We start from the raw sequence: 17,988 nt of genomic DNA, 5'->3' as shown, positions 1-17,988 counted from the left end.
GGCATTTTTCGTTATGGCTGCATTTAATGCTGGTCATTTAAAGCGCGGAAGCTGTGGGGGCGGGCTTGCTCGCGAAGGCGGGTTGCCAGTCGATACATGTGTTGAATGACACGCTGCCTTCGCGAGCAAGCCCGCTCCCATATGGATGGGGATTTTTTTGCGCAAAAAAAACGCCCCGAACAAGTCGGGGCGTTTTCTTGGGGTGTGCTTGAGCGCTTAGCGCTTCAGCGAAGCTGGCAGATGCGGCTGGATCGCCGTCAGTACTGCCTTGAAGCACTTGGTGTTGCCGGCGACGACGTGGCCTTTCTCGAGGAAGTCGTGACCACCGGTGAAGTCGCTCACCAGGCCGCCAGCTTCCTGAATCAGCAGGGCGCCTGCGGCCATGTCCCATTCGGACAGGCCCGACTCCCAGAAAGCGTCGAAACGGCCGGCAGCCACGTAGGCCAGGTCCAGGCTCGCCGAGCCGGCACGGCGGATGCCAGCGGTCTGGCCAACCAGGGCGCGGAACATGCCCAGGTAGTTGTCGAGGTTGTCCATCTGGTCATCGCGGAACGGGAAGCCGGTGCCCAGCAGGGCGCCGTCCAGGCTGGTGCGGCCGCTGACGCGCAGGCGACGACCGTTCAGCTGGGCGCCGCGACCACGGCTGGCGGTGAATTCTTCCTGGCGAACCGGGTCCAGAACAACGGCGTGTTCCAGGCGGCCACGGTATTTGCAGGCGATGCTGACCGCGAAGTGAGGAATGCCACGCAGGAAGTTGGTGGTGCCGTCCAGTGGGTCGATAATCCAAAGGTATTCTTCGCCTTCGATACCGCTGCCGGCGTGCATGCCGGTTTCTTCACCCATGATCGAGTGATTCGGGTAGGCCTTGCGCAGCGCATCAATGATTTTCTGTTCGGCGGCGCGATCCACCTCGGATACGTAATCCTTGGCGTCTTTTTCGTCGACCTTGATGGTATCCAGGCGCTCGATGGAGCGGAAGATCAATTCACTGGCGCTGCGGGCGGCGCGCAGCGCGATATTCAGCATGGGCTGCATGGATGTGTCACCTAAGGTTGTTAAAGAAAGCCGGGCATTCTATCAGAAAGTTTCTACAGGTGAAGGTCGGTGTTCGCTTTCATAGCTTAACGGTAGGAGGCGCTGTAAGATTCTGCTCCCTATTAAAGTGTTCGAGAGCGCCTCCCTTGCTGCAAAACATTCGTGTCGTCCTGGTCAATACCAGCCACCCCGGAAATATCGGCGGTGCTGCGCGTGCCATGAAGAACATGGGCCTGTCGCGGCTGGTGCTGGTCGAACCGCGGTTGTTCCCGCACCACGAGGCCGATGCGCGTGCGTCCGGTGCTGGCGACATCCTTGAAAACGCGCAAGTCGTCGCCACCCTGGAAGATGCCTTGGTTGGCTGCAATCTGGTGCTCGGTACCAGCGCTCGTGACCGTCGCATTCCCTGGCCGTTGCTCGATCCCCGCGAATGCGGTGTGAGGGTGGTCGAAGAGGCGGGGCAGGGTGCCGAGATCGCGCTGGTGTTCGGTCGTGAAGACTCCGGCTTGACCAATGAAGAGCTGCAGCGATGTCATTATCACGTGCACATCCCATCAGACCCCGAGTTCAGTTCGTTGAACCTTGGGGCGGCGGTGCAGGTGTTGAGCTATGAAGTGCGTATGTCCTGGCTCGCGGCCCTGGGTCAGCCGAGCAAGGTCGAGAAGGATGAAGTGGCTTCCACCAAAAGTGGTGAGCTGGCGACCATGGATGAGCTGGAGCGATTCTATGAGCACCTGGAGCAAACCCTGGTGGCCATCGAATTCCTTGATCCGGAAAAACCACGGCACTTGATGGCGCGCCTGCGCCGGTTGTACGGACGCAGCTCGGTCAGCCGAGCGGAAATGAATATATTGCGTGGCATCCTCACGGAAACCCAGAAAGCGGCCCGTGGCGAGCTTCTACAGCGGAAGGATTAATGATGTTCGAGCGTTTGCGTGAAGATATCCAGAGTGTTTTCCATCGTGATCCGGCGGCGCGTAATGCTTTCGAGGTCCTGACATGCTACCCGGGCATGCACGCCATCTGGATCCATCGTCTGTCGTCGGCGTTGTGGGGCATGGGTTGGAAATGGCTCGCGCGCCTGGTGTCGAACTTCGGTCGCTGGTTGACCGGGATCGAGATTCATCCGGGGGCCAAAGTCGGTCGTCGTTTCTTTATCGACCATGGCATGGGCATCGTTATTGGTGAGACCGCCGAGATCGGCAACGACGTCACCCTTTACCAGGGCGTGACCCTCGGCGGCACTAGTTGGAACAAGGGCAAGCGTCACCCGACTCTGGAGGATGGCGTGGTGGTCGGCGCGGGTGCCAAGGTGCTCGGCCCGTTCACGGTCGGTGCCGGGGCCAAGGTCGGTTCCAATGCCGTGGTCACCAAGGCGGTTCCGCCTGGGGCGACAGTGGTGGGGATTCCGGGGCGGATCATCGTCAAGTCCGATGATGAGCAGGATGCCAAGCGCAAGGCCATGGCCGAGAAGATCGGCTTCGATGCGTACGGCGTCGGCGAGGACATGCCGGACCCGGTGGCGCGGGCGATCGGTCAGCTGCTCGATCACTTGCAGGCGGTCGATGGTCGTCTGGAGGGGATGTGCGGCGCGCTGAAGGATCTGGGTAGCAACTATTGTGCGAAGGATCTGCCTGAGCTGCGCGAAGAAGATTTTGCCTGTGTGAAAGACAAGGATCAGAGTCAGGCCAGTTAAATCGAGCTGGCCCCTTCGCGAGCAAGCCCGCTCCCACACTTGATTTCTGCCGTGCACAAATCTGTACCCACAGACGATCCAATGTGTGGGGCTTGCTCGCGAAGAGCGATAGCGCGCAATTGCTGGCTGTTCGCGGCCAGCCTTTGCTATGATGCGCGCGCTCTTTTGCGGGTAAACCTGAGTAAAGCGCTAGGTCTTATAGTTGACTTAAATACTCGGGAATTGCATACTCGCCCCATTCCGAACTCCGTGGTAATTGTCCATGCGACTGACTACAAAAGGCCGATACGCCGTGACCGCCATGCTTGACCTGGCGTTACACGCGCAGCACGGGCCGGTGTCCCTGGCCGATATCTCCGAGCGCCAAGGCATCTCCCTGTCCTACCTCGAGCAGCTTTTCGCCAAATTGCGCCGTAGCAATCTGGTGTCCAGTGTTCGCGGTCCGGGCGGTGGCTACCAACTGTCCCGCGACATGCAGGGCATCCAGGTCGCCCAAGTGATCGATGCGGTCAACGAATCGGTCGATGCAACCAAATGCCAGGGCCAGGGTGATTGCCATTCCGGCGACACCTGTCTGACCCACCACTTGTGGTGCGATCTGAGCCTGCAGATTCACGAATTTCTGAGCGGTATCAGCTTGGCTGACCTTGTAACTCGCCGTGAGGTGCAAGAAGTAGCCCAGCGTCAGGACCAGCGCCGTTGCAACAGCAAGGCGCCACGCCTGGACAAGATTGAAGCGTCCGCCGTCGAATGACAGCCAAAGAGCTAGCGGCACGCCAGCCAGCCTGATTAGGAGATAGTCCATGAAATTGCCGATTTACCTTGATTACTCTGCGACCACCCCGGTTGATCCGCGTGTCGCGCAAAAGATGAGTGAATGCCTGCTGGTCGACGGAAACTTCGGTAACCCGGCGTCCCGTTCCCACGTGTTCGGCTGGAAAGCTGAAGAGTCCGTCGAGAACGCTCGCCGTCAGGTCGCTGACCTGGTTAACGCCGACCCGCGTGAAATCGTCTGGACCTCCGGTGCCACCGAATCCGACAACCTGGCAATCAAGGGTGCGGCGCATTTCTACTCCACCAAAGGCAAACACCTGATCACCACCAAGATTGAGCACAAGGCTGTCCTCGACACCATGCGCCAACTGGAGCGTGAAGGTTTCGAAGTGACTTACCTCGATCCTCGCGAAGATGGTCTGGTAACTCCAGAGATGGTCGAAGCTGCCCTGCGCGATGACACGATCCTGGTGTCGATCATGCACGTGAACAACGAAATCGGCACCATCAACGACATCGCAGCCATCGGCGAACTGACCCGCTCCAAGGGGATCCTGTTCCACGTCGACGCCGCTCAGTCCACCGGCAAGGTCGAGATCGACCTGTCGAAACTGAAAGTCGACATGATGTCGTTCTCCGCCCACAAAACCTACGGCCCTAAAGGCATCGGCGCACTGTACGTCAGCCGCAAGCCGCGTGTTCGCATCGAAGCGACCATGCATGGCGGCGGTCACGAACGTGGCATGCGTTCCGGCACCCTGGCGACTCACCAGATCGTCGGCATGGGCGAAGCGTTCCGTGTGGCCAAGGAAGACATGGCTGCCGAGAATGCACGCATCAAAGCCCTGAGCGACCGTTTCTTCAAGCAGGTCGAAGGCCTGGAAGAGCTGTACGTCAACGGCAGCATGACCGCTCGCGTGCCGCACAATCTGAACTTGAGCTTCAACTACGTTGAAGGCGAGTCGCTGATCATGGCGCTCAAGGATCTGGCGGTTTCGTCCGGTTCGGCCTGCACCTCGGCATCGCTTGAGCCTTCGTACGTCCTGCGCGCCCTGGGCCGCAACGACGAACTGGCGCACAGCTCGATTCGCTTCACCTTCGGCCGTTTCACCACCGAAGAAGAAATCGACTACGCCGCGCAGAAAGTCTGCGAGGCCGTTACCAAGCTGCGCACCTTGTCGCCGCTGTGGGACATGTACAAAGATGGCGTCGACATTTCGAAAATCGAGTGGGCGGCACACTGATATTCAAGTCGCCGCAACCGGCCCTGCGAATCGGCGATTTGCAGGGTTTCAAGAGCGACTCCTGATGAGTGAGGATTAAGAATCATGGCTTACAGCGAAAAGGTCATCGACCACTACGAGAACCCGCGCAACGTCGGCAAGATGGACGCGGAAGATCCTGATGTCGGCACCGGCATGGTCGGCGCACCGGCGTGCGGTGACGTGATGCGTCTGCAGATCAAGGTCAACGAGCAAGGCATCATCGAAGACGCCAAGTTCAAGACTTACGGTTGCGGTTCGGCGATCGCCTCCAGCTCCCTGGCGACCGAGTGGATGAAAGGCAAGACTCTGGATGAAGCAGAGACCATCAAGAACACTCAGTTGGCCGAAGAACTGGCCCTGCCGCCAGTGAAAATTCACTGTTCCGTACTCGCTGAAGACGCTATCAAGGCGGCCGTTCGCGACTACAAGCAGAAGAAAGGCTTGATCTGACTTTCAAGGTTTGGCGACGAGTAAGGAGTCACCGATGGCTATCAGCATGACAGAAGCGGCTGCTCAACACGTGCGACGCTCCCTCGACGGGCGCGGCAAGGGTGATGGGATTCGTCTGGGTGTTCGCACCACGGGCTGTTCCGGCCTTGCCTATGTGCTGGAGTTTGTCGATGAGGTGGGCGCGGACGATCAAGTGTTCGAAAGTCACGGCGAGAAAGTGATCATCGATCCGAAAAGCCTGGCATACCTGGACGGCACCGAGCTCGATTTCGTCAAGGAAGGGTTGAACGAAGGTTTCAAGTTCAACAATCCCAACGTACGCGGTGAATGTGGCTGCGGCGAAAGCTTCAACATCTGAGGCTGCTTGTGGGTACTCCTTGTCATTTCGCTTTATTTGAACTGAAGCCGAGCTTCCGTCTGGATCTCGATCAGTTGGCCACGCGCTATCGTGAGTTGGCGCGCGGTGTTCATCCGGACCGCTTTGCAGACGCTTCCGAGCGTGAGCAGCGGCTGGCGCTAGAGCAATCCGCAAGCCTCAACGAGGCCTACCAGACGCTCAAAAGTCCCCCCAAGCGCGCGCGTTACCTGCTCGCCCTGGGTGGTCGCGAGCTGCCGCTGGAGGTCACGGTGCATGATCCGGAGTTTCTTCTGCAGCAAATGGAGCTGCGTGAAGAGCTCGAAGACCTGCAAGACAGCGCCGACATGGCCGGTATTGCAGCGTTCAAGCGCCGCCTGAAAACAGCCCAGGATGAACTGAACGAAAGCTTCGCAGCCTGTTGGGATGATGCAGCGCAACGTGAGCGGGCCGAACGCCTGATGCGGCGCATGCAGTTCCTCGACAAGCTCACCCACGAAGTGCGCCAGTTAGAAGAGCGCCTCGACGATTAACCCAGTGCCGCTCCGGTCGCACGCCTGATATACAGATAAGTCCTGATCACGATGGCCCTACTGCAGATCGCCGAACCCGGCCAAAGTCCTCAACCGCACCAGCGTCGTCTGGCTGTGGGGATCGACTTGGGCACTACCAATTCGCTGGTCGCTGCATTGCGCAGTGGTCTTTCCGAGCCTCTGGCTGATGCGCAAGGGCGGGTTATCCTGCCGTCTGCCGTGCGCTATCACGCCGATCGCGTCGAAGTCGGCGAGTCGGCCAAGCTGGCTGCCGCTACCGATCCTTTGAACACTGTGCTGTCGGTCAAGCGCTTGATGGGGCGTGGTTTGTCCGACGTCAAGCAATTGGGCGATCAGCTGCCGTATCGTTTTGTCGATGGCGAGTCGCATATGCCGTTCATCGATACGGTGCAAGGCCCGAAAAGCCCGGTCGAAGTCTCCGCCGATATCCTCAAGGTGCTGCGTCAGCGTGCTGAGGCGACCTTGGGTGGCGAATTGGTCGGCGCGGTGATCACCGTTCCGGCCTATTTCGATGATGCTCAGCGTCAAGCCACCAAAGATGCGGCCAAACTGGCCGGCCTGAACGTGCTGCGCTTGCTCAATGAGCCGACCGCTGCTGCGGTGGCTTACGGTCTGGATCAACAGGCTGAAGGCCTGGTTGCCATTTATGACCTGGGCGGTGGCACCTTCGATATTTCGATTCTGCGTCTGACCGGTGGTGTATTCGAAGTGCTGGCTACCGGCGGCGACAGCGCTTTGGGTGGCGATGACTTCGATCACGCCATTGCTGGCTGGATCATCGAGAGTGCCGGTCTGTCGGCCGACCTCGATCCGGGTGCGCAACGCAATCTGTTGCAAATCGCGTGTGCAGCCAAAGAAGCCCTGACCAACTCCTCGTCCGTTGAAGTCGCGTATGGCGACTGGAAGGCCGGGCTGACCCGTGAAGCGTTCAATGCGCTGATCGAGCCGATGGTTGCTCGCAGCCTGAAAGCCTGTCGCCGCGCGGTGCGTGATTCCGGTATTGAGCTGGAGGACGTTCACGCGGTGGTCATGGTCGGCGGCTCGACTCGCGTACCGCGCGTTCGCGAAGCCGTTGCGCAAGCCTTCGGTCGCGAACCGCTGACCGAAATCGATCCGGATCAAGTGGTGGCCATCGGTGCCGCGATCCAGGCCGATACCCTGGCCGGCAACAAGCGTGACGGCGGCGAACTGCTGTTGCTCGACGTGATTCCGTTGTCCCTGGGGCTGGAAACCATGGGCGGCTTGATGGAGAAGGTGATTCCGCGCAACACCACCATCCCTGTCGCCCGGGCTCAGGACTTCACCACTTATAAAGATGGCCAATCGGCCATGGCGATTCACGTATTGCAGGGCGAGCGTGAGTTGATCAGCGACTGCCGTTCCCTGGCGCGCTTCGAATTGCGCGGTATTCCGGCGATGGTGGCCGGTGCGGCGAAAATTCGCGTGACCTTCCAGGTCGACGCCGACGGTCTGCTCAGTGTCTCGGCCCGGGAATTGGGTTCGGGCGTCGAAGCCAGCATCCAGGTCAAACCGTCCTACGGCCTGACCGACGGCGAAATCGCCAAAATGCTCAAGGATTCGTTCCAGCACGCCAATGACGACAAGGTCGCCCGCGTATTGCGTGAGCAGCAGGTCGATGCCCAGCGCCTGATCGAAGCAGTGCAGGGCGCTCTGGATGTCGACGGCGAACGCCTGCTCGACGCCGAAGAGCGCATGGTCATCGAATTGCAGATGCAGGAACTGACCGAATTGATGAAAGGTACCGATGGTTACGCCATCGAGCAGCAGACCAAGCGTCTGTCGCAAGTGACCGATGCCTTTGCTGCCCGCCGCCTGGACTCGACGGTGAAAGCCGCTCTGGCGGGGCGCAATCTGAATGAAATCGAGGAATAATTGATGCCGCAGGTCATTTTTCTGCCACACGAGAAGTTTTGCCCGGAAGGCATGGTTGTGGAGGCTGAGCCAGGCATCTCCATCCTCGAATTGGCCCATGAACACCATATCGAGATGGAAAGCGCCTGTGGCGGCGTCTGTGCGTGCACCACTTGTCACTGCATCGTTCGCGAAGGTTTCGATTCGCTGGAAGAGGCTGATGAGCTGGAGGAGGACTATCTTGATAAGGCTTGGGGGCTGGAAGCTCAGTCACGCCTGGCCTGTCAGGCAAAAGTCGGGACTGAAGACCTGACCATCGAAATTCCGAAATACTCGCTCAACCATGCAGCCGAAGCGCCGCACTGATTCAAGGAGCTTTCATGAGCCTGAAATGGGTTGATGTGCTGGAAATCGCGATCCAGCTGGCTGAGTCAAAGCCGGATGTGGACCCGCGTTACGTGAACTTCGTCGATCTGCACCAATGGGTGCTGGCATTGCCGGAGTTCAGTGATGATCCAACCCGCGGTGGCGAGAAGGTGCTTGAAGCCATTCAGGCCGCCTGGATCGAAGAAGCAGACTGAGTCTGCACCGTACGCAGTTAGGCAATACCAAAGAACCCGCGTATAATTCGCGGGTTTAATTTTTCACAAATTACCGTTTCTGGAGTTACACCATGGCTGTTCAACGTACTTTCTCCATCATCAAGCCTGACGCTGTTGCAAAAAACGTTATCGGCGAGATCACCACTCGTTTCGAAAAAGCTGGCCTGCGCGTTGTAGCTTCGAAACTGAAGCAACTGTCCAAAGCTGAAGCTGAAGGCTTCTACGCTGAGCACAGCGCTCGTGGTTTCTTCGGCGACCTGGTTGCTTTCATGATTTCCGGTCCGGTTGTCGTTCAGGTTCTGGAAGGCGAAAACGCTATCGCTCTGAACCGTGAGCTGATGGGCGCTACCAACCCTAAAGAAGCTGCTGCCGGCACCATCCGCGCTGACTTCGCTGATTCCATCGACGCCAACGCCGTACACGGTTCGGACTCCGAAGCCGCTGCTGCTCGCGAAATCTCGTACTTCTTCGCAGCTACTGAAGTAACCACTCGCTAAGCATTGGCTTAAGAGTGAAGGTGAATCCATGACTACATCGACTGTAAAAACCAACCTGCTGGGTCTGACCCAGCTGGAAATGGAAAAATTCTTCGACTCAATCGGGGAGAAGCGTTTCCGTGCCGGTCAGGTAATGAAATGGATTCACCACTTTGGCGTCGATGATTTCGACGCCATGACGAACGTCAGCAAGGCCTTGCGCGAAAAGCTCAAGGTTGTTGCTGAAATTCGTGGTCCGGAAGTGGTCAGCGAGGACATCTCCAGCGACGGCACCCGTAAATGGGTGGTGCGCGTGGCGTCCGGCAGCTGCGTCGAGACCGTTTACATTCCCCAGGGCAAACGCGGCACCTTGTGCGTTTCGTCCCAGGCAGGCTGTGCCCTGGATTGCAGTTTCTGCTCCACCGGCAAGCAAGGTTTCAATAGCAACCTCACTGCCGCCGAAGTCATCGGCCAGGTGTGGATTGCCAACAAATCCTTTGGCAGCGTCCCGGCAACCGTCGACCGTGCCATCACCAACGTGGTGATGATGGGCATGGGTGAGCCGCTGCTGAACTTCGACAACGTCGTGGCCGCCATGCATCTGATGATGGATGACCTGGGCTATGGCATCTCCAAGCGCCGCGTAACCTTGTCTACTTCGGGTGTGGTGCCGATGATCGATGAGCTGTCCAAGCACATCGACGTCTCCTTGGCGTTGTCCCTGCACGCGCCGAATGACGCATTGCGTAACCAATTGGTGCCGATCAACAAGAAGTATCCGCTTAAGATGCTTCTGGAGTCGTGCCAGCGCTACATGTCGTCCCTGGGCGAAAAGCGCGTATTGACCATTGAGTACACCTTGCTCAAGGACATCAACGACAAGGTCGAACACGCGGTCGAAATGATCGAGTTGCTCAAGAACATTCCGTGCAAGATCAACCTGATTCCGTTCAACCCGTTCCCGCACTCCGGTTACGAGCGTCCGAGCAACAACGCGATTCGCCGTTTCCAGGATCAGCTTCACCATGCAGGCTTCAACGTCACTGTTCGCACCACCCGCGGTGAAGACATCGATGCCGCGTGTGGCCAATTGGTAGGGCAGGTGCTGGATCGCACCCGTCGCAGCGAACGTTATATCGCCGTGCGTGAGTTGAGCGCCGAGAACGATATGCCGCAAAACGCTGTGAACAATAATTAAGAGAGGATCTCTATGTCCCTGCGCTTCGCGCTGCTTGTGCTGTTGGCCAGCCTTTGTGCTGGTTGTGTCCTGTCGGGCGATTTCAACCCGATGAAGACCAGCAAGGGCCGTGATGAAGCGCGTGCCGCCTACGTGCAGCTGGGATTGGGGTATTTGCAGCAGGGCATGACCGAGCGCGCCAAAGTCCCGTTGAAGAAGGCTCTGGAGCTGGATGACTCGGATCCTGACGCCAACGCGGCCCTGGGATTGGTGTTCCAGGCCGAGATGGAGCCGGAACTGGCCGATCAGCATTTTCGCAAGGCGCTGTCTTCCCGTCCCGCCGATGCGCGAATCCTGAATAACTACGGCAGCTTTCTGTTCGAAGAGAAACGTTACAAAGAGGCGTACGAACGCTTCGAACAGGCCGCCGCCGATACCCTGTATCCTGAGCGTTCACGGGTTTTCGAAAACCTGGGCATGACCGCGTCAAAGCTTGGCCAGCGGGACCTGGCTCGCCAGCAACTGGAAAAAGCCCTGCGTTTGAATCGCCAGCAGCCACGTGCATTGCTGGAAATGGCTGAGTTGTCTTACGAAGACAGGCATTATGTGCCCGCGCGTGACTATTACGACCGTTTTAGCCTGCTCACCGAGCAAAATGCACGTAGTCTATTGCTCGGCGTTCGGCTGGCAAAAGTGTTCGAAGATCGTGACAAGGCCGCCAGTTTTGGCCTGCAATTAAAACGACTCTATCCCGGTACGCCGGAATATCAGCAATACCTGTCGGAGCAATGATGAAAGCGGCGCATCCCGAAGTTGTAGCAGCGAATCGCGTTAACCCCGGTGAGACCTTGCGCCAGGCCCGCGAAAGCAATGGCTGGTCGCTGGCCGAAGTGGCCCTCAAGCTCAACCTCACCGTCAATTCCCTGAGCAATCTGGAAGCCGGCGCTTTCGACAAGCTGCCTGGGCACACCTTTGCTCGTGGCTATATTCGCGCGTACGCCAAATTGCTGGGCATGGACCAGACCGTTCTGGTCCAACAGTTCGATCAATCCACCGGCACCGACTCCCAGGGCAGCAACGTCCACAGCCTGGGACGTATCGAAGAACCGGTTCGGGTTTCCCACACCATTTTGCGAGTTGTCAGCCTGCTGTTGCTGATCGCGGTGATTGGCGGTGGTTTCGTCTGGTGGCAGGATCAAACCTCATTGCGTACCAAGGACCTGGTCAGCCTGGCTCCGGAACACGTTGAAGTCGAAGGCGCCGACGGCACCACTCAGATCCATCCGCTGGACGAGCCGGAAGATCAGGCCGTCGCGCAAGGTGAGGCTGAAGGTGAAACGCCTCTAGCATTGCCGCAGGCCGAGACATCGGCAGAGGAACCAGCCAGCGCCGTAGCGAGCGCACCGGCTCCAGCTCCGGCAGCCCCGGTAGCAACACCTGCGGCTCCGGCCCACAACACTGCTCCGGTTGTCGCGACACCAGCAGCGCCAGCCCCGGCTGTTCCTGCTGTACCGGCAGCGGTTGCGACTGCTCCGGTTGCGCCGACCGTTCCAGCTTCTGCTCCAGCAGCTCCAGCAGCTCCAGCAGCTCCGGTTGCGGGTCAAGGCCAGGTTCAACTGCAATTCACCGCCGATTGCTGGACGCAAGTGACCGACGGCACCGGCAAGGTGTTGTTGAGTGGTCTCAAGCGTAAAGGCGAAAATGTTTCCGTCAGCGGCAAACCGCCCTTTGCCGTGCGTCTGGGCTTCGCCCGTGGCGCGCAGGTCAGCTACAACGGACAGGTGGTTGATGTCGCTCCGTTCACCAGTGGCGAGACTGCTCGCCTGAAGTTGGGTCAATAAGTCATGCACGGCGAATCTCCAATCAAACGTCGCGAATCCCGCAAGATCTGGGTGGGTAACGTGCCCGTGGGCGGCGATGCGCCTATCGCTGTGCAGAGCATGACCAACAGCGACACCAATGACGTGGCCGCCACCGTGGCCCAGATCAATCGTCTGGAAGCCGCTGGCGTCGATATCGTGCGCATTTCCGTGCCGGACATGGACGCCGCCGAAGCCTTCGGCAAAATCAAGCAACTGGTCAAAGTGCCGTTGGTGGCCGACATCCACTTCGACTACAAGATCGCTTTGCGGGTAGCCGAACTGGGCGTTGACTGCCTGCGGATCAACCCGGGCAACATCGGTCGTGAAGACCGCGTGCGTGCGGTGGTCGATGCCGCCCGTGATCGCGGGATTCCGATCCGCATCGGCGTCAACGCCGGTTCCCTGGAAAAAGACCTGCAAAAGAAATACGGCGAGCCGACCCCCGCTGCGCTGGTCGAGTCCGCCCTGCGTCACGTCGAACACCTTGAGCGTCTGAACTTCCAGGACTTCAAGGTCAGCGTGAAAGCCTCCGACGTGTTCATGGCCGTCGCCGCTTACCGCTTGCTGGCCAAAGAAATCGTCCAGCCGTTGCACCTGGGTATCACCGAAGCCGGTGGTTTGCGTTCAGGTACAGTGAAATCCGCCGTGGGCCTCGGTATGCTGCTCGCCGAAGGGATTGGCGATACTATTCGCATCTCGTTGGCGGCCGACCCGGTCGAGGAAGTGAAAGTCGGCTACGACATTCTCAAATCCCTGCACCTGCGTTCCCGTGGCATCAACTTCATCGCCTGCCCGAGCTGCTCGCGGCAGAACTTCGATGTGGTCAAAACCATGAATGAGCTGGAAGGGCGCCTCGAAGACCTGCTGGTGCCGCTGGATGTTGCGGTGATCGGTTGCGTGGTCAACGGGCCGGGCGAAGCCAAGGAAGCCCATATCGGCTTGACTGGCGGCACGCCAAACCTGATTTACATCGACGGCAAGCCGTCGCAGAAACTGACGAATGACAATCTGGTGGATGAGCTCGAACGCTTGATCCGCCAGAAAGCGGCCGAAAAGGTCGAAGCTGACGCAGCTGTAATCGCTCGCGGCTGACTCTGACTAAAGAGCCGAATGAATTTAAGGATTTAAAGTGAGCAAGTCTCTGCAAGCCATTCGTGGCATGAACGACATCCTGCCCGAACAGACTCCCCTTTGGCGTCATTTCGAGGGCACCGTCTCGCGTCTGCTGGATAACTACGGTTACAAGCAGATTCGCATGCCGATCGTCGAGTTCACCGAGCTGTTCAAACGCTCCATCGGTGAAGTGACCGACATCGTCGAAAAAGAGATGTACACCTTCGACGACCGCAACGGCGATTCCCTGACCCTGCGCCCAGAAGGTACGGCGGCGTGCGTGCGTGCGGTGCTCGAGCACGGCATCACCGGCGGCGGTCAGGTGCAGAAACTCTGGTACATCGGCCCGATGTTCCGTCACGAACGTCCGCAGAAAGGTCGTTATCGCCAGTTCCACCAGATCGGCTGCGAAGTCTTCAACCTTGACGGTCCGGACATCGACGCCGAGCTGATCGTGCTGACCTGGCGCCTGTGGGGCGAGCTGGGTATCCGCGATGCGGTCAAGCTCGAGCTCAACAGCCTGGGCACTGCCGAATCTCGCGCTCGTTATCGCGAAGCGCTGGTCGAATACCTGTCCGCTCGCCTGGATCAACTGGACGAAGACAGCCAGCGCCGACTGAAGACCAACCCGCTGCGAGTTCTGGACACCAAGAACGCCGACACTCAAGCGGCGCTGGTCGACGCGCCGAAAATGGCCGACTACCTCGACGAAGAGTCTCGCGTTCACTTCGAGGGCCTCAAGGCTCGTCTGGACGCCGCGGGCATTCCTTATGTGATCAACCCGAAGCTGGTTCGCGGGCTGGATTACTACAGCAAGACCGTTTTCGAATGGGTCACCGACAAGTTGGGCGCCCAGGGCACCGTGTGTGCCGGTGGTCGTTACGATGGTCTGGTGGAGCAGATGGGCGGCAAGCCGACCACGGGCGTCGGCTTCGCCATGGGCATCGAGCGTCTGGTGCTGCTGCTTGAAACCCTGGAGCAGATCCCCGAAGAGATCTCCCGTCAGGTCGATGTCTACCTCTGCGCCTTCGGTGAAGCCGCCGAGCTGGCCGGTCTGGCCCTGAGCGAGCGTGTTCGTGATCAATTGCCCAACCTGCGCCTGCAGGTCAATGCCGGCGCCGGCAGCTTCAAAAGCCAGTTCAAGAAAGCTGACAAGAGCGGCGCGCTGTACGCGCTGATCCTCGGTGACGACGAAATGGCCCAGCAAGTGGTAGGTTTCAAACCCCTGCGTGGCCAGGGCGAACAACAAAGCATTGCCTGGGATGCGCTTGCTGCACACCTGGCCACCTGCGTCGTGCAGGGTTGAAGCTGTCAAACAGCCGATTTAGCGATTAAGGAGTATTGGGGTGTCGAGTACCGAAGACGAACATCTGGCGGAGTTGAAGGACTGGTGGACACGCAACGGCAAGCCCCTGGTCACTGGCGGCCTGTTGGCGCTGGTCATCGTGTTCGGCTGGCAGGCCTTTCAGAAGTATCAGAGCAATCAGTCGCAAGGCGCCTCGATTCTCTATCAGCAATTGCTCGAAACCACGCTGACGCCTGACGGCAAGCCTGATGCTGCACGTGTTTCGGAACTGGCCGGCAAGCTCAATAGCGAATTCGGCGGCACCGCATACGCGCAATATGGCAGCCTGTTCGTGGCGAAAGTCGCGGTCGACAGCGGCAAGCTGGACGACGCAGCCAGCGAGCTGAAAGCCATTGTCGCCAAACCGGCCAACCCGGCGTTGGGCGAAATCGCCCGTCAGCGCCTGGCGCAGGTGCTGGCCGCGCAGAACAAGGTCGATGAAGCCCTGAAACTGCTCGAAGGCGATGCCGCCGACAAGGCCTTCCTGGCCACTCGCGAAGAGCTCAAAGGCGACCTGCTGGTGCAGTTGGGTCGTACCGACGAAGCGAACGCGGCGTATCAAAAAGCCAAGGCGGCACTGTCGGATGAAGCGGCGGTCGGTGGCCTACAAATCAAGCTGGACGACCTGGCCAAAGGGGATGCGTGACGTGATCCGTTGGAAACATGCAGCATTGCTGGCTCTGGCCATTCTGGCCGCGGGTTGCAGCAGCAACAGCAAAAAAGAACTGCCACCGGCCGAGCTGACCGACTTCAAAGAAGAAGTGGTTCTGCAAAAGCAGTGGAGTCGTTCGATCGGTGACGGTCAGGGCGAAACCTACAACATGCTGGTTCCGGCGATCGATGGCGATACCATCTATGCCGCCGACGTCACCGGTGTGGTGATGGCGATGGATCGCAGCAATGGCGACGTCAAATGGAAGAAAGATCTCGAACTGCCTGTCTCCGGCGCCGTTGGCGTGGGTTATGGCCTGGTCATGATCGGCACGATCAAGGGTGAAATCGTTGCCCTGGACGCCAGTAGCGGTGAAGAGAAATGGCGCGCTCGCGTGACCAGCGAAGTTCTCGCGCCGCCGGCCACCAACGGTGATGTTGTTGTGGTTCAGACCCAGGATGACCGTCTGATCGGCCTGGACGCCGCTACCGGCAACCAGCGCTGGTTGTATGACAGCACGCCAGCGGTCCTGACCCTGCGCGGCACCAGCGCACCGATCGTCACCAACCGCCTCGCGGTGGCTGGTCTGTCGACCGGTAAAGTGGTTGCTCTGGATGTGTCCAACGGCGTGCCGGTGTGGGAACAGCGCGTAGCGATTCCACAAGGTCGTTCGGAATTGGAGCGTGTGGTCGATATCGACGGTGGCTTGCTGCTGTCCGGCGGTACGCTGTATGTCGCCAGCTACCAGGGTCGCGTTGCGGCACTGGACCTGGAAAGCGGTCGTCAGCTCTGGCAGCGTGATGCGTCCAGCTATGCCGGCGTCGCTCAGGGTTTTGGCAGCGTCTACGTGAGCCTGTCTTCGGGCACTGTTGAAGGCGTCGACGAACGTTCCACCACTGCGTTGTGGAGCAACGATTCGCTGGCCCGCCGTCAACTGTCGGCTCCGGAAGTGTTCTCCAGCTACGTTGCAGTCGGTGACCTGGAAGGTTACCTGCACCTGCTGAGTCAGGTGGACGGTCGTTTCGTCGGCCGCGAGCGCATCGACAGCGATGGCCTGCGTGCCCGTCCGCTGGTGATGGGTGACACGATTTATGTGTATGGCAACAGCGGCAAACTGGAAGCCCTGACCATCAAGTAAAGACTATGCTTGGGGTTTAACCCCCAAGCGGCCTTGTTCTGCAAGGCTCGCAGCGCTTCCAAGCGCTGCCCCGAGCACCAGCCGCTGCCTCGCAGCGGCTTTTGTATTTTCTGAAATAACGAAGTGGAGAGCCGCATGGTTCCCGTAATCGCCCTGGTGGGCCGACCGAACGTCGGCAAGTCCACCTTGTTCAACCGCCTGACCAGGACTCGCGACGCTATCGTCGGCGACTTGTCCGGTCTGACCCGTGATCGCCAATACGGTGAGGCCAAGTGGCAAGGGCGTTCCTACATTCTGGTCGACACCGGCGGTATCTCCGGTGACGAGCACGGTATGGACGAAAAAATGGCCGAGCAGTCGCTGCTGGCCATTGAAGAAGCGGATGTCGTTCTGTTCCTGGTAGATGCCAAGGCCGGTTTCACCGCGGCCGACCAGATGATCGCCGAGCACTTGCGCAAGCGTAACAAGCGTTCCTATGTGGTCGCCAACAAGGTCGACAACATCGACCCTGAAATGGCCCGCGCCGAATTCGCCCCGCTGGGCATGGGCCACGCGATCCCGATCGCCGGTGCCCACGGTCGTGGTATCACCCAGATGCTGGAAATCGCCCTGAGCGACTTCCCGAAAGACGACGAAGAACCGGAAGAAGGCGAAGAAGAAATCGTTGCCGAAGGTGAGGAAGCCAAGCGCATTCCTGGCCCAAGCGAAAAAGACGGTATCAAGATCGCCATCATCGGTCGTCCGAACGTCGGCAAGTCGACCCTGGTCAACCGCATGCTCGGTGAAGACCGGGTCATCGTGTATGACCAGCCTGGCACCACCCGCGACAGTATCTACATCCCGTTCGAGCGTAACGACGAGAAGTACACGCTGATCGACACCGCCGGTGTGCGCAAGCGCGGCAAGATCCACGAAGAAGTCGAAAAGTTCTCCGTGGTCAAAACCCTGCAAGCGATCAAAGACGCCAACGTGGTGATCTTCGTGATGGACGCCCGCGAAGGCGTGGTGGATCACGACCTCAACCTGCTGGGTTTTGCCCTTGAAGCCGGTCGTGCGCTGGTTATCGCGATCAACAAGTGGGATGGCATGACGCCGAGCGAGCGCGACTTCGTGAAAGTCGAGCTGCAACGTCGACTGTTCTTCGTCGACTTCGCCGATATCCACTTCATCTCGGCCCTGCACGGCACTGGCGTGGGCAACCTCTACGCTTCCGTACAGAACTCGTTCAAGTCCGCGGTCACCCGCTGGCCGACCAACCGCCTGACCCAGATTCTGGAAGATGCGGTCGGTGAGCACGCGCCACCGATGGTCAACAACCGCCGGATCAAGCTGCGTTACGCCCACTTGGGTGGCGCGAACCCGCCGATCATCGTGATTCACGGTAACCAGATTGAGAAGGTGCCGAAGTCTTACGTCCGTTACCTGGAAAACACTTACCGCCGTGTGCTGAAGCTGGTCGGTACGCCGATTCGCATCGAGTTCAAGGGCGGCGAGAACCCGTACGAAGGCAACAAGAACTCGCTGACGGACCGCCAGGTCAACAAGAAGCGTCGTTTGATGAGTCACCACAAGAAAGCCGACAAGAAGCGCCGCGATAAGCGTTGATTCACGACTTGCCCACG

Annotated in this window: 20 protein-coding genes; 19 read left to right on the top strand and 1 reads right to left on the bottom strand. The window is 59.1% G+C overall.

Annotated features, from left to right (window positions below; all coding sequences use genetic code 11):
- Positions 1–216: 216 nt before the first annotated feature.
- A complete protein-coding gene (gene suhB, locus QMK51_RS23245) occupies positions 217–1,035 on the bottom strand; it encodes an inositol-phosphate phosphatase (protein WP_085709393.1) in 819 nt (272 codons plus the stop codon).
- A 146-nt stretch (positions 1,036–1,181) separates the two neighbouring features.
- Between suhB and trmJ the strand changes: the two genes are divergently transcribed.
- The 19 genes from trmJ to der all read left to right on the top strand — a co-directional run bounded on the left by trmJ (position 1,182) and on the right by der (position 17,971).
- Positions 1,182–1,952, top strand: coding sequence for a tRNA (cytosine(32)/uridine(32)-2'-O)-methyltransferase TrmJ (gene trmJ / locus QMK51_RS23240; protein WP_258697416.1), 771 nt, complete (start codon positions 1,182–1,184; stop codon positions 1,950–1,952).
- A gap of 2 nt (positions 1,953–1,954) precedes the next feature.
- Complete coding sequence (gene cysE / locus QMK51_RS23235) at positions 1,955–2,731, top strand: serine O-acetyltransferase (protein WP_320392134.1); 777 nt, start codon at positions 1,955–1,957, stop codon at positions 2,729–2,731.
- Between the two features lie 262 nt (positions 2,732–2,993).
- Positions 2,994–3,485 (top strand): Fe-S cluster assembly transcriptional regulator IscR, encoded by a 492-nt coding sequence (iscR, locus tag QMK51_RS23230; protein ID WP_003227911.1) that lies wholly within the window; start codon positions 2,994–2,996, stop codon positions 3,483–3,485.
- 49 nt (positions 3,486–3,534) lie between these two features.
- On the top strand, positions 3,535–4,749 hold the full coding sequence (locus QMK51_RS23225; protein ID WP_258697415.1) for an IscS subfamily cysteine desulfurase: 1,215 nt from the start codon (positions 3,535–3,537) through the stop codon (positions 4,747–4,749).
- 84 nt (positions 4,750–4,833) lie between these two features.
- Complete coding sequence (gene iscU, locus QMK51_RS23220) at positions 4,834–5,220, top strand: Fe-S cluster assembly scaffold IscU (RefSeq protein ID WP_003443374.1); 387 nt, start codon at positions 4,834–4,836, stop codon at positions 5,218–5,220.
- A 34-nt stretch (positions 5,221–5,254) separates the two neighbouring features.
- The gene (gene iscA / locus QMK51_RS23215; protein WP_123425091.1) at positions 5,255–5,578 is read left to right on the top strand and encodes an iron-sulfur cluster assembly protein IscA; all 324 of its coding nucleotides are present in this window, start codon (positions 5,255–5,257) and stop codon (positions 5,576–5,578) included.
- A gap of 8 nt (positions 5,579–5,586) precedes the next feature.
- A complete protein-coding gene (gene hscB / locus QMK51_RS23210; protein ID WP_320394556.1) occupies positions 5,587–6,108 on the top strand; it encodes a co-chaperone HscB in 522 nt (173 codons plus the stop codon).
- A 51-nt stretch (positions 6,109–6,159) separates the two neighbouring features.
- Positions 6,160–8,022, top strand: coding sequence for a Fe-S protein assembly chaperone HscA (hscA, locus tag QMK51_RS23205; RefSeq protein ID WP_320392127.1), 1,863 nt, complete (start codon positions 6,160–6,162; stop codon positions 8,020–8,022).
- Between the two features lie 3 nt (positions 8,023–8,025).
- Entirely contained in the window at positions 8,026–8,367 is a 342-nt protein-coding gene (fdx, locus tag QMK51_RS23200; RefSeq protein WP_008070976.1) for an ISC system 2Fe-2S type ferredoxin, read from the top strand.
- Positions 8,368–8,381: 14 nt separating this feature from the next.
- Positions 8,382–8,582, top strand: coding sequence for a Fe-S cluster assembly protein IscX (gene iscX / locus QMK51_RS23195; protein ID WP_007941386.1), 201 nt, complete (start codon positions 8,382–8,384; stop codon positions 8,580–8,582).
- A gap of 92 nt (positions 8,583–8,674) precedes the next feature.
- Complete coding sequence (gene ndk, locus QMK51_RS23190; protein WP_007916882.1) at positions 8,675–9,100, top strand: nucleoside-diphosphate kinase; 426 nt, start codon at positions 8,675–8,677, stop codon at positions 9,098–9,100.
- A 28-nt stretch (positions 9,101–9,128) separates the two neighbouring features.
- Complete coding sequence (gene rlmN / locus QMK51_RS23185) at positions 9,129–10,277, top strand: 23S rRNA (adenine(2503)-C(2))-methyltransferase RlmN (protein ID WP_258697412.1); 1,149 nt, start codon at positions 9,129–9,131, stop codon at positions 10,275–10,277.
- Positions 10,278–10,289: 12 nt separating this feature from the next.
- Positions 10,290–11,048, top strand: a complete 759-nt coding sequence (gene pilW, locus QMK51_RS23180; protein ID WP_258697411.1) for a type IV pilus biogenesis/stability protein PilW — start codon at positions 10,290–10,292, stop codon at positions 11,046–11,048.
- The gene (locus tag QMK51_RS23175) at positions 11,048–12,097 is read left to right on the top strand and encodes a RodZ domain-containing protein (protein ID WP_320392119.1); all 1,050 of its coding nucleotides are present in this window, start codon (positions 11,048–11,050) and stop codon (positions 12,095–12,097) included. Before pilW ends, QMK51_RS23175 begins: the two co-directional genes overlap by 1 nt.
- Before the next feature lie 3 nt (positions 12,098–12,100).
- Positions 12,101–13,210 (top strand): flavodoxin-dependent (E)-4-hydroxy-3-methylbut-2-enyl-diphosphate synthase, encoded by a 1,110-nt coding sequence (gene ispG / locus QMK51_RS23170; protein ID WP_010457850.1) that lies wholly within the window; start codon positions 12,101–12,103, stop codon positions 13,208–13,210.
- Positions 13,211–13,247: 37 nt separating this feature from the next.
- Positions 13,248–14,537, top strand: a complete 1,290-nt coding sequence (gene hisS / locus QMK51_RS23165) for a histidine--tRNA ligase (RefSeq protein ID WP_258697409.1) — start codon at positions 13,248–13,250, stop codon at positions 14,535–14,537.
- A gap of 40 nt (positions 14,538–14,577) precedes the next feature.
- Positions 14,578–15,222 carry a tetratricopeptide repeat protein gene (locus tag QMK51_RS23160; RefSeq protein ID WP_320392116.1) on the top strand — a complete coding sequence of 215 codons (645 nt, stop codon included), beginning with the start codon at positions 14,578–14,580 and terminating at the stop codon, positions 15,220–15,222.
- Positions 15,215–16,366 (top strand): outer membrane protein assembly factor BamB, encoded by a 1,152-nt coding sequence (bamB, locus tag QMK51_RS23155; protein ID WP_320392115.1) that lies wholly within the window; start codon positions 15,215–15,217, stop codon positions 16,364–16,366. The genes QMK51_RS23160 and bamB overlap by 8 nt, the downstream gene beginning before the upstream one ends.
- A 135-nt stretch (positions 16,367–16,501) precedes the next feature.
- Entirely contained in the window at positions 16,502–17,971 is a 1,470-nt protein-coding gene (gene der / locus QMK51_RS23150) for a ribosome biogenesis GTPase Der (RefSeq protein ID WP_258697406.1), read from the top strand.
- Positions 17,972–17,988: the final 17 nt, after the last annotated feature.

Source organism: Pseudomonas sp. P9_31, assembly GCF_034008235.1.
In the GTDB taxonomy this organism is placed as follows: Bacteria; Pseudomonadota; Gammaproteobacteria; order Pseudomonadales; family Pseudomonadaceae; genus Aquipseudomonas.
The sequence above is the reverse complement of the archived record's forward strand: the minus strand, read 5'-3'. Positions and strand labels throughout refer to the sequence as shown.

What these genes read in the sequence shown, in the direction of transcription:
- suhB (WP_085709393.1), bottom strand. Translation starts at nt 1,035, where the DNA reads ATGCAGCCCATGCTGAATATCGCGCTGCGCGCCGCCCGCAGCGCCAGT.
- cysE (WP_320392134.1), top strand. Translation starts at nt 1,955, where the DNA reads ATGTTCGAGCGTTTGCGTGAAGATATCCAGAGTGTTTTCCATCGTGAT.
- iscR (WP_003227911.1), top strand. Translation starts at nt 2,994, where the DNA reads ATGCGACTGACTACAAAAGGCCGATACGCCGTGACCGCCATGCTTGAC.
- QMK51_RS23225 (WP_258697415.1), top strand. Translation starts at nt 3,535, where the DNA reads ATGAAATTGCCGATTTACCTTGATTACTCTGCGACCACCCCGGTTGAT.
- iscU (WP_003443374.1), top strand. Translation starts at nt 4,834, where the DNA reads ATGGCTTACAGCGAAAAGGTCATCGACCACTACGAGAACCCGCGCAAC.
- iscA (WP_123425091.1), top strand. Translation starts at nt 5,255, where the DNA reads ATGGCTATCAGCATGACAGAAGCGGCTGCTCAACACGTGCGACGCTCC.
- hscA (WP_320392127.1), top strand. Translation starts at nt 6,160, where the DNA reads ATGGCCCTACTGCAGATCGCCGAACCCGGCCAAAGTCCTCAACCGCAC.
- fdx (WP_008070976.1), top strand. Translation starts at nt 8,026, where the DNA reads ATGCCGCAGGTCATTTTTCTGCCACACGAGAAGTTTTGCCCGGAAGGC.
- iscX (WP_007941386.1), top strand. Translation starts at nt 8,382, where the DNA reads ATGAGCCTGAAATGGGTTGATGTGCTGGAAATCGCGATCCAGCTGGCT.
- ndk (WP_007916882.1), top strand. Translation starts at nt 8,675, where the DNA reads ATGGCTGTTCAACGTACTTTCTCCATCATCAAGCCTGACGCTGTTGCA.
- rlmN (WP_258697412.1), top strand. Translation starts at nt 9,129, where the DNA reads ATGACTACATCGACTGTAAAAACCAACCTGCTGGGTCTGACCCAGCTG.
- pilW (WP_258697411.1), top strand. Translation starts at nt 10,290, where the DNA reads ATGTCCCTGCGCTTCGCGCTGCTTGTGCTGTTGGCCAGCCTTTGTGCT.
- QMK51_RS23175 (WP_320392119.1), top strand. Translation starts at nt 11,048, where the DNA reads ATGAAAGCGGCGCATCCCGAAGTTGTAGCAGCGAATCGCGTTAACCCC.
- ispG (WP_010457850.1), top strand. Translation starts at nt 12,101, where the DNA reads ATGCACGGCGAATCTCCAATCAAACGTCGCGAATCCCGCAAGATCTGG.
- bamB (WP_320392115.1), top strand. Translation starts at nt 15,215, where the DNA reads ATGCGTGACGTGATCCGTTGGAAACATGCAGCATTGCTGGCTCTGGCC.
- der (WP_258697406.1), top strand. Translation starts at nt 16,502, where the DNA reads ATGGTTCCCGTAATCGCCCTGGTGGGCCGACCGAACGTCGGCAAGTCC.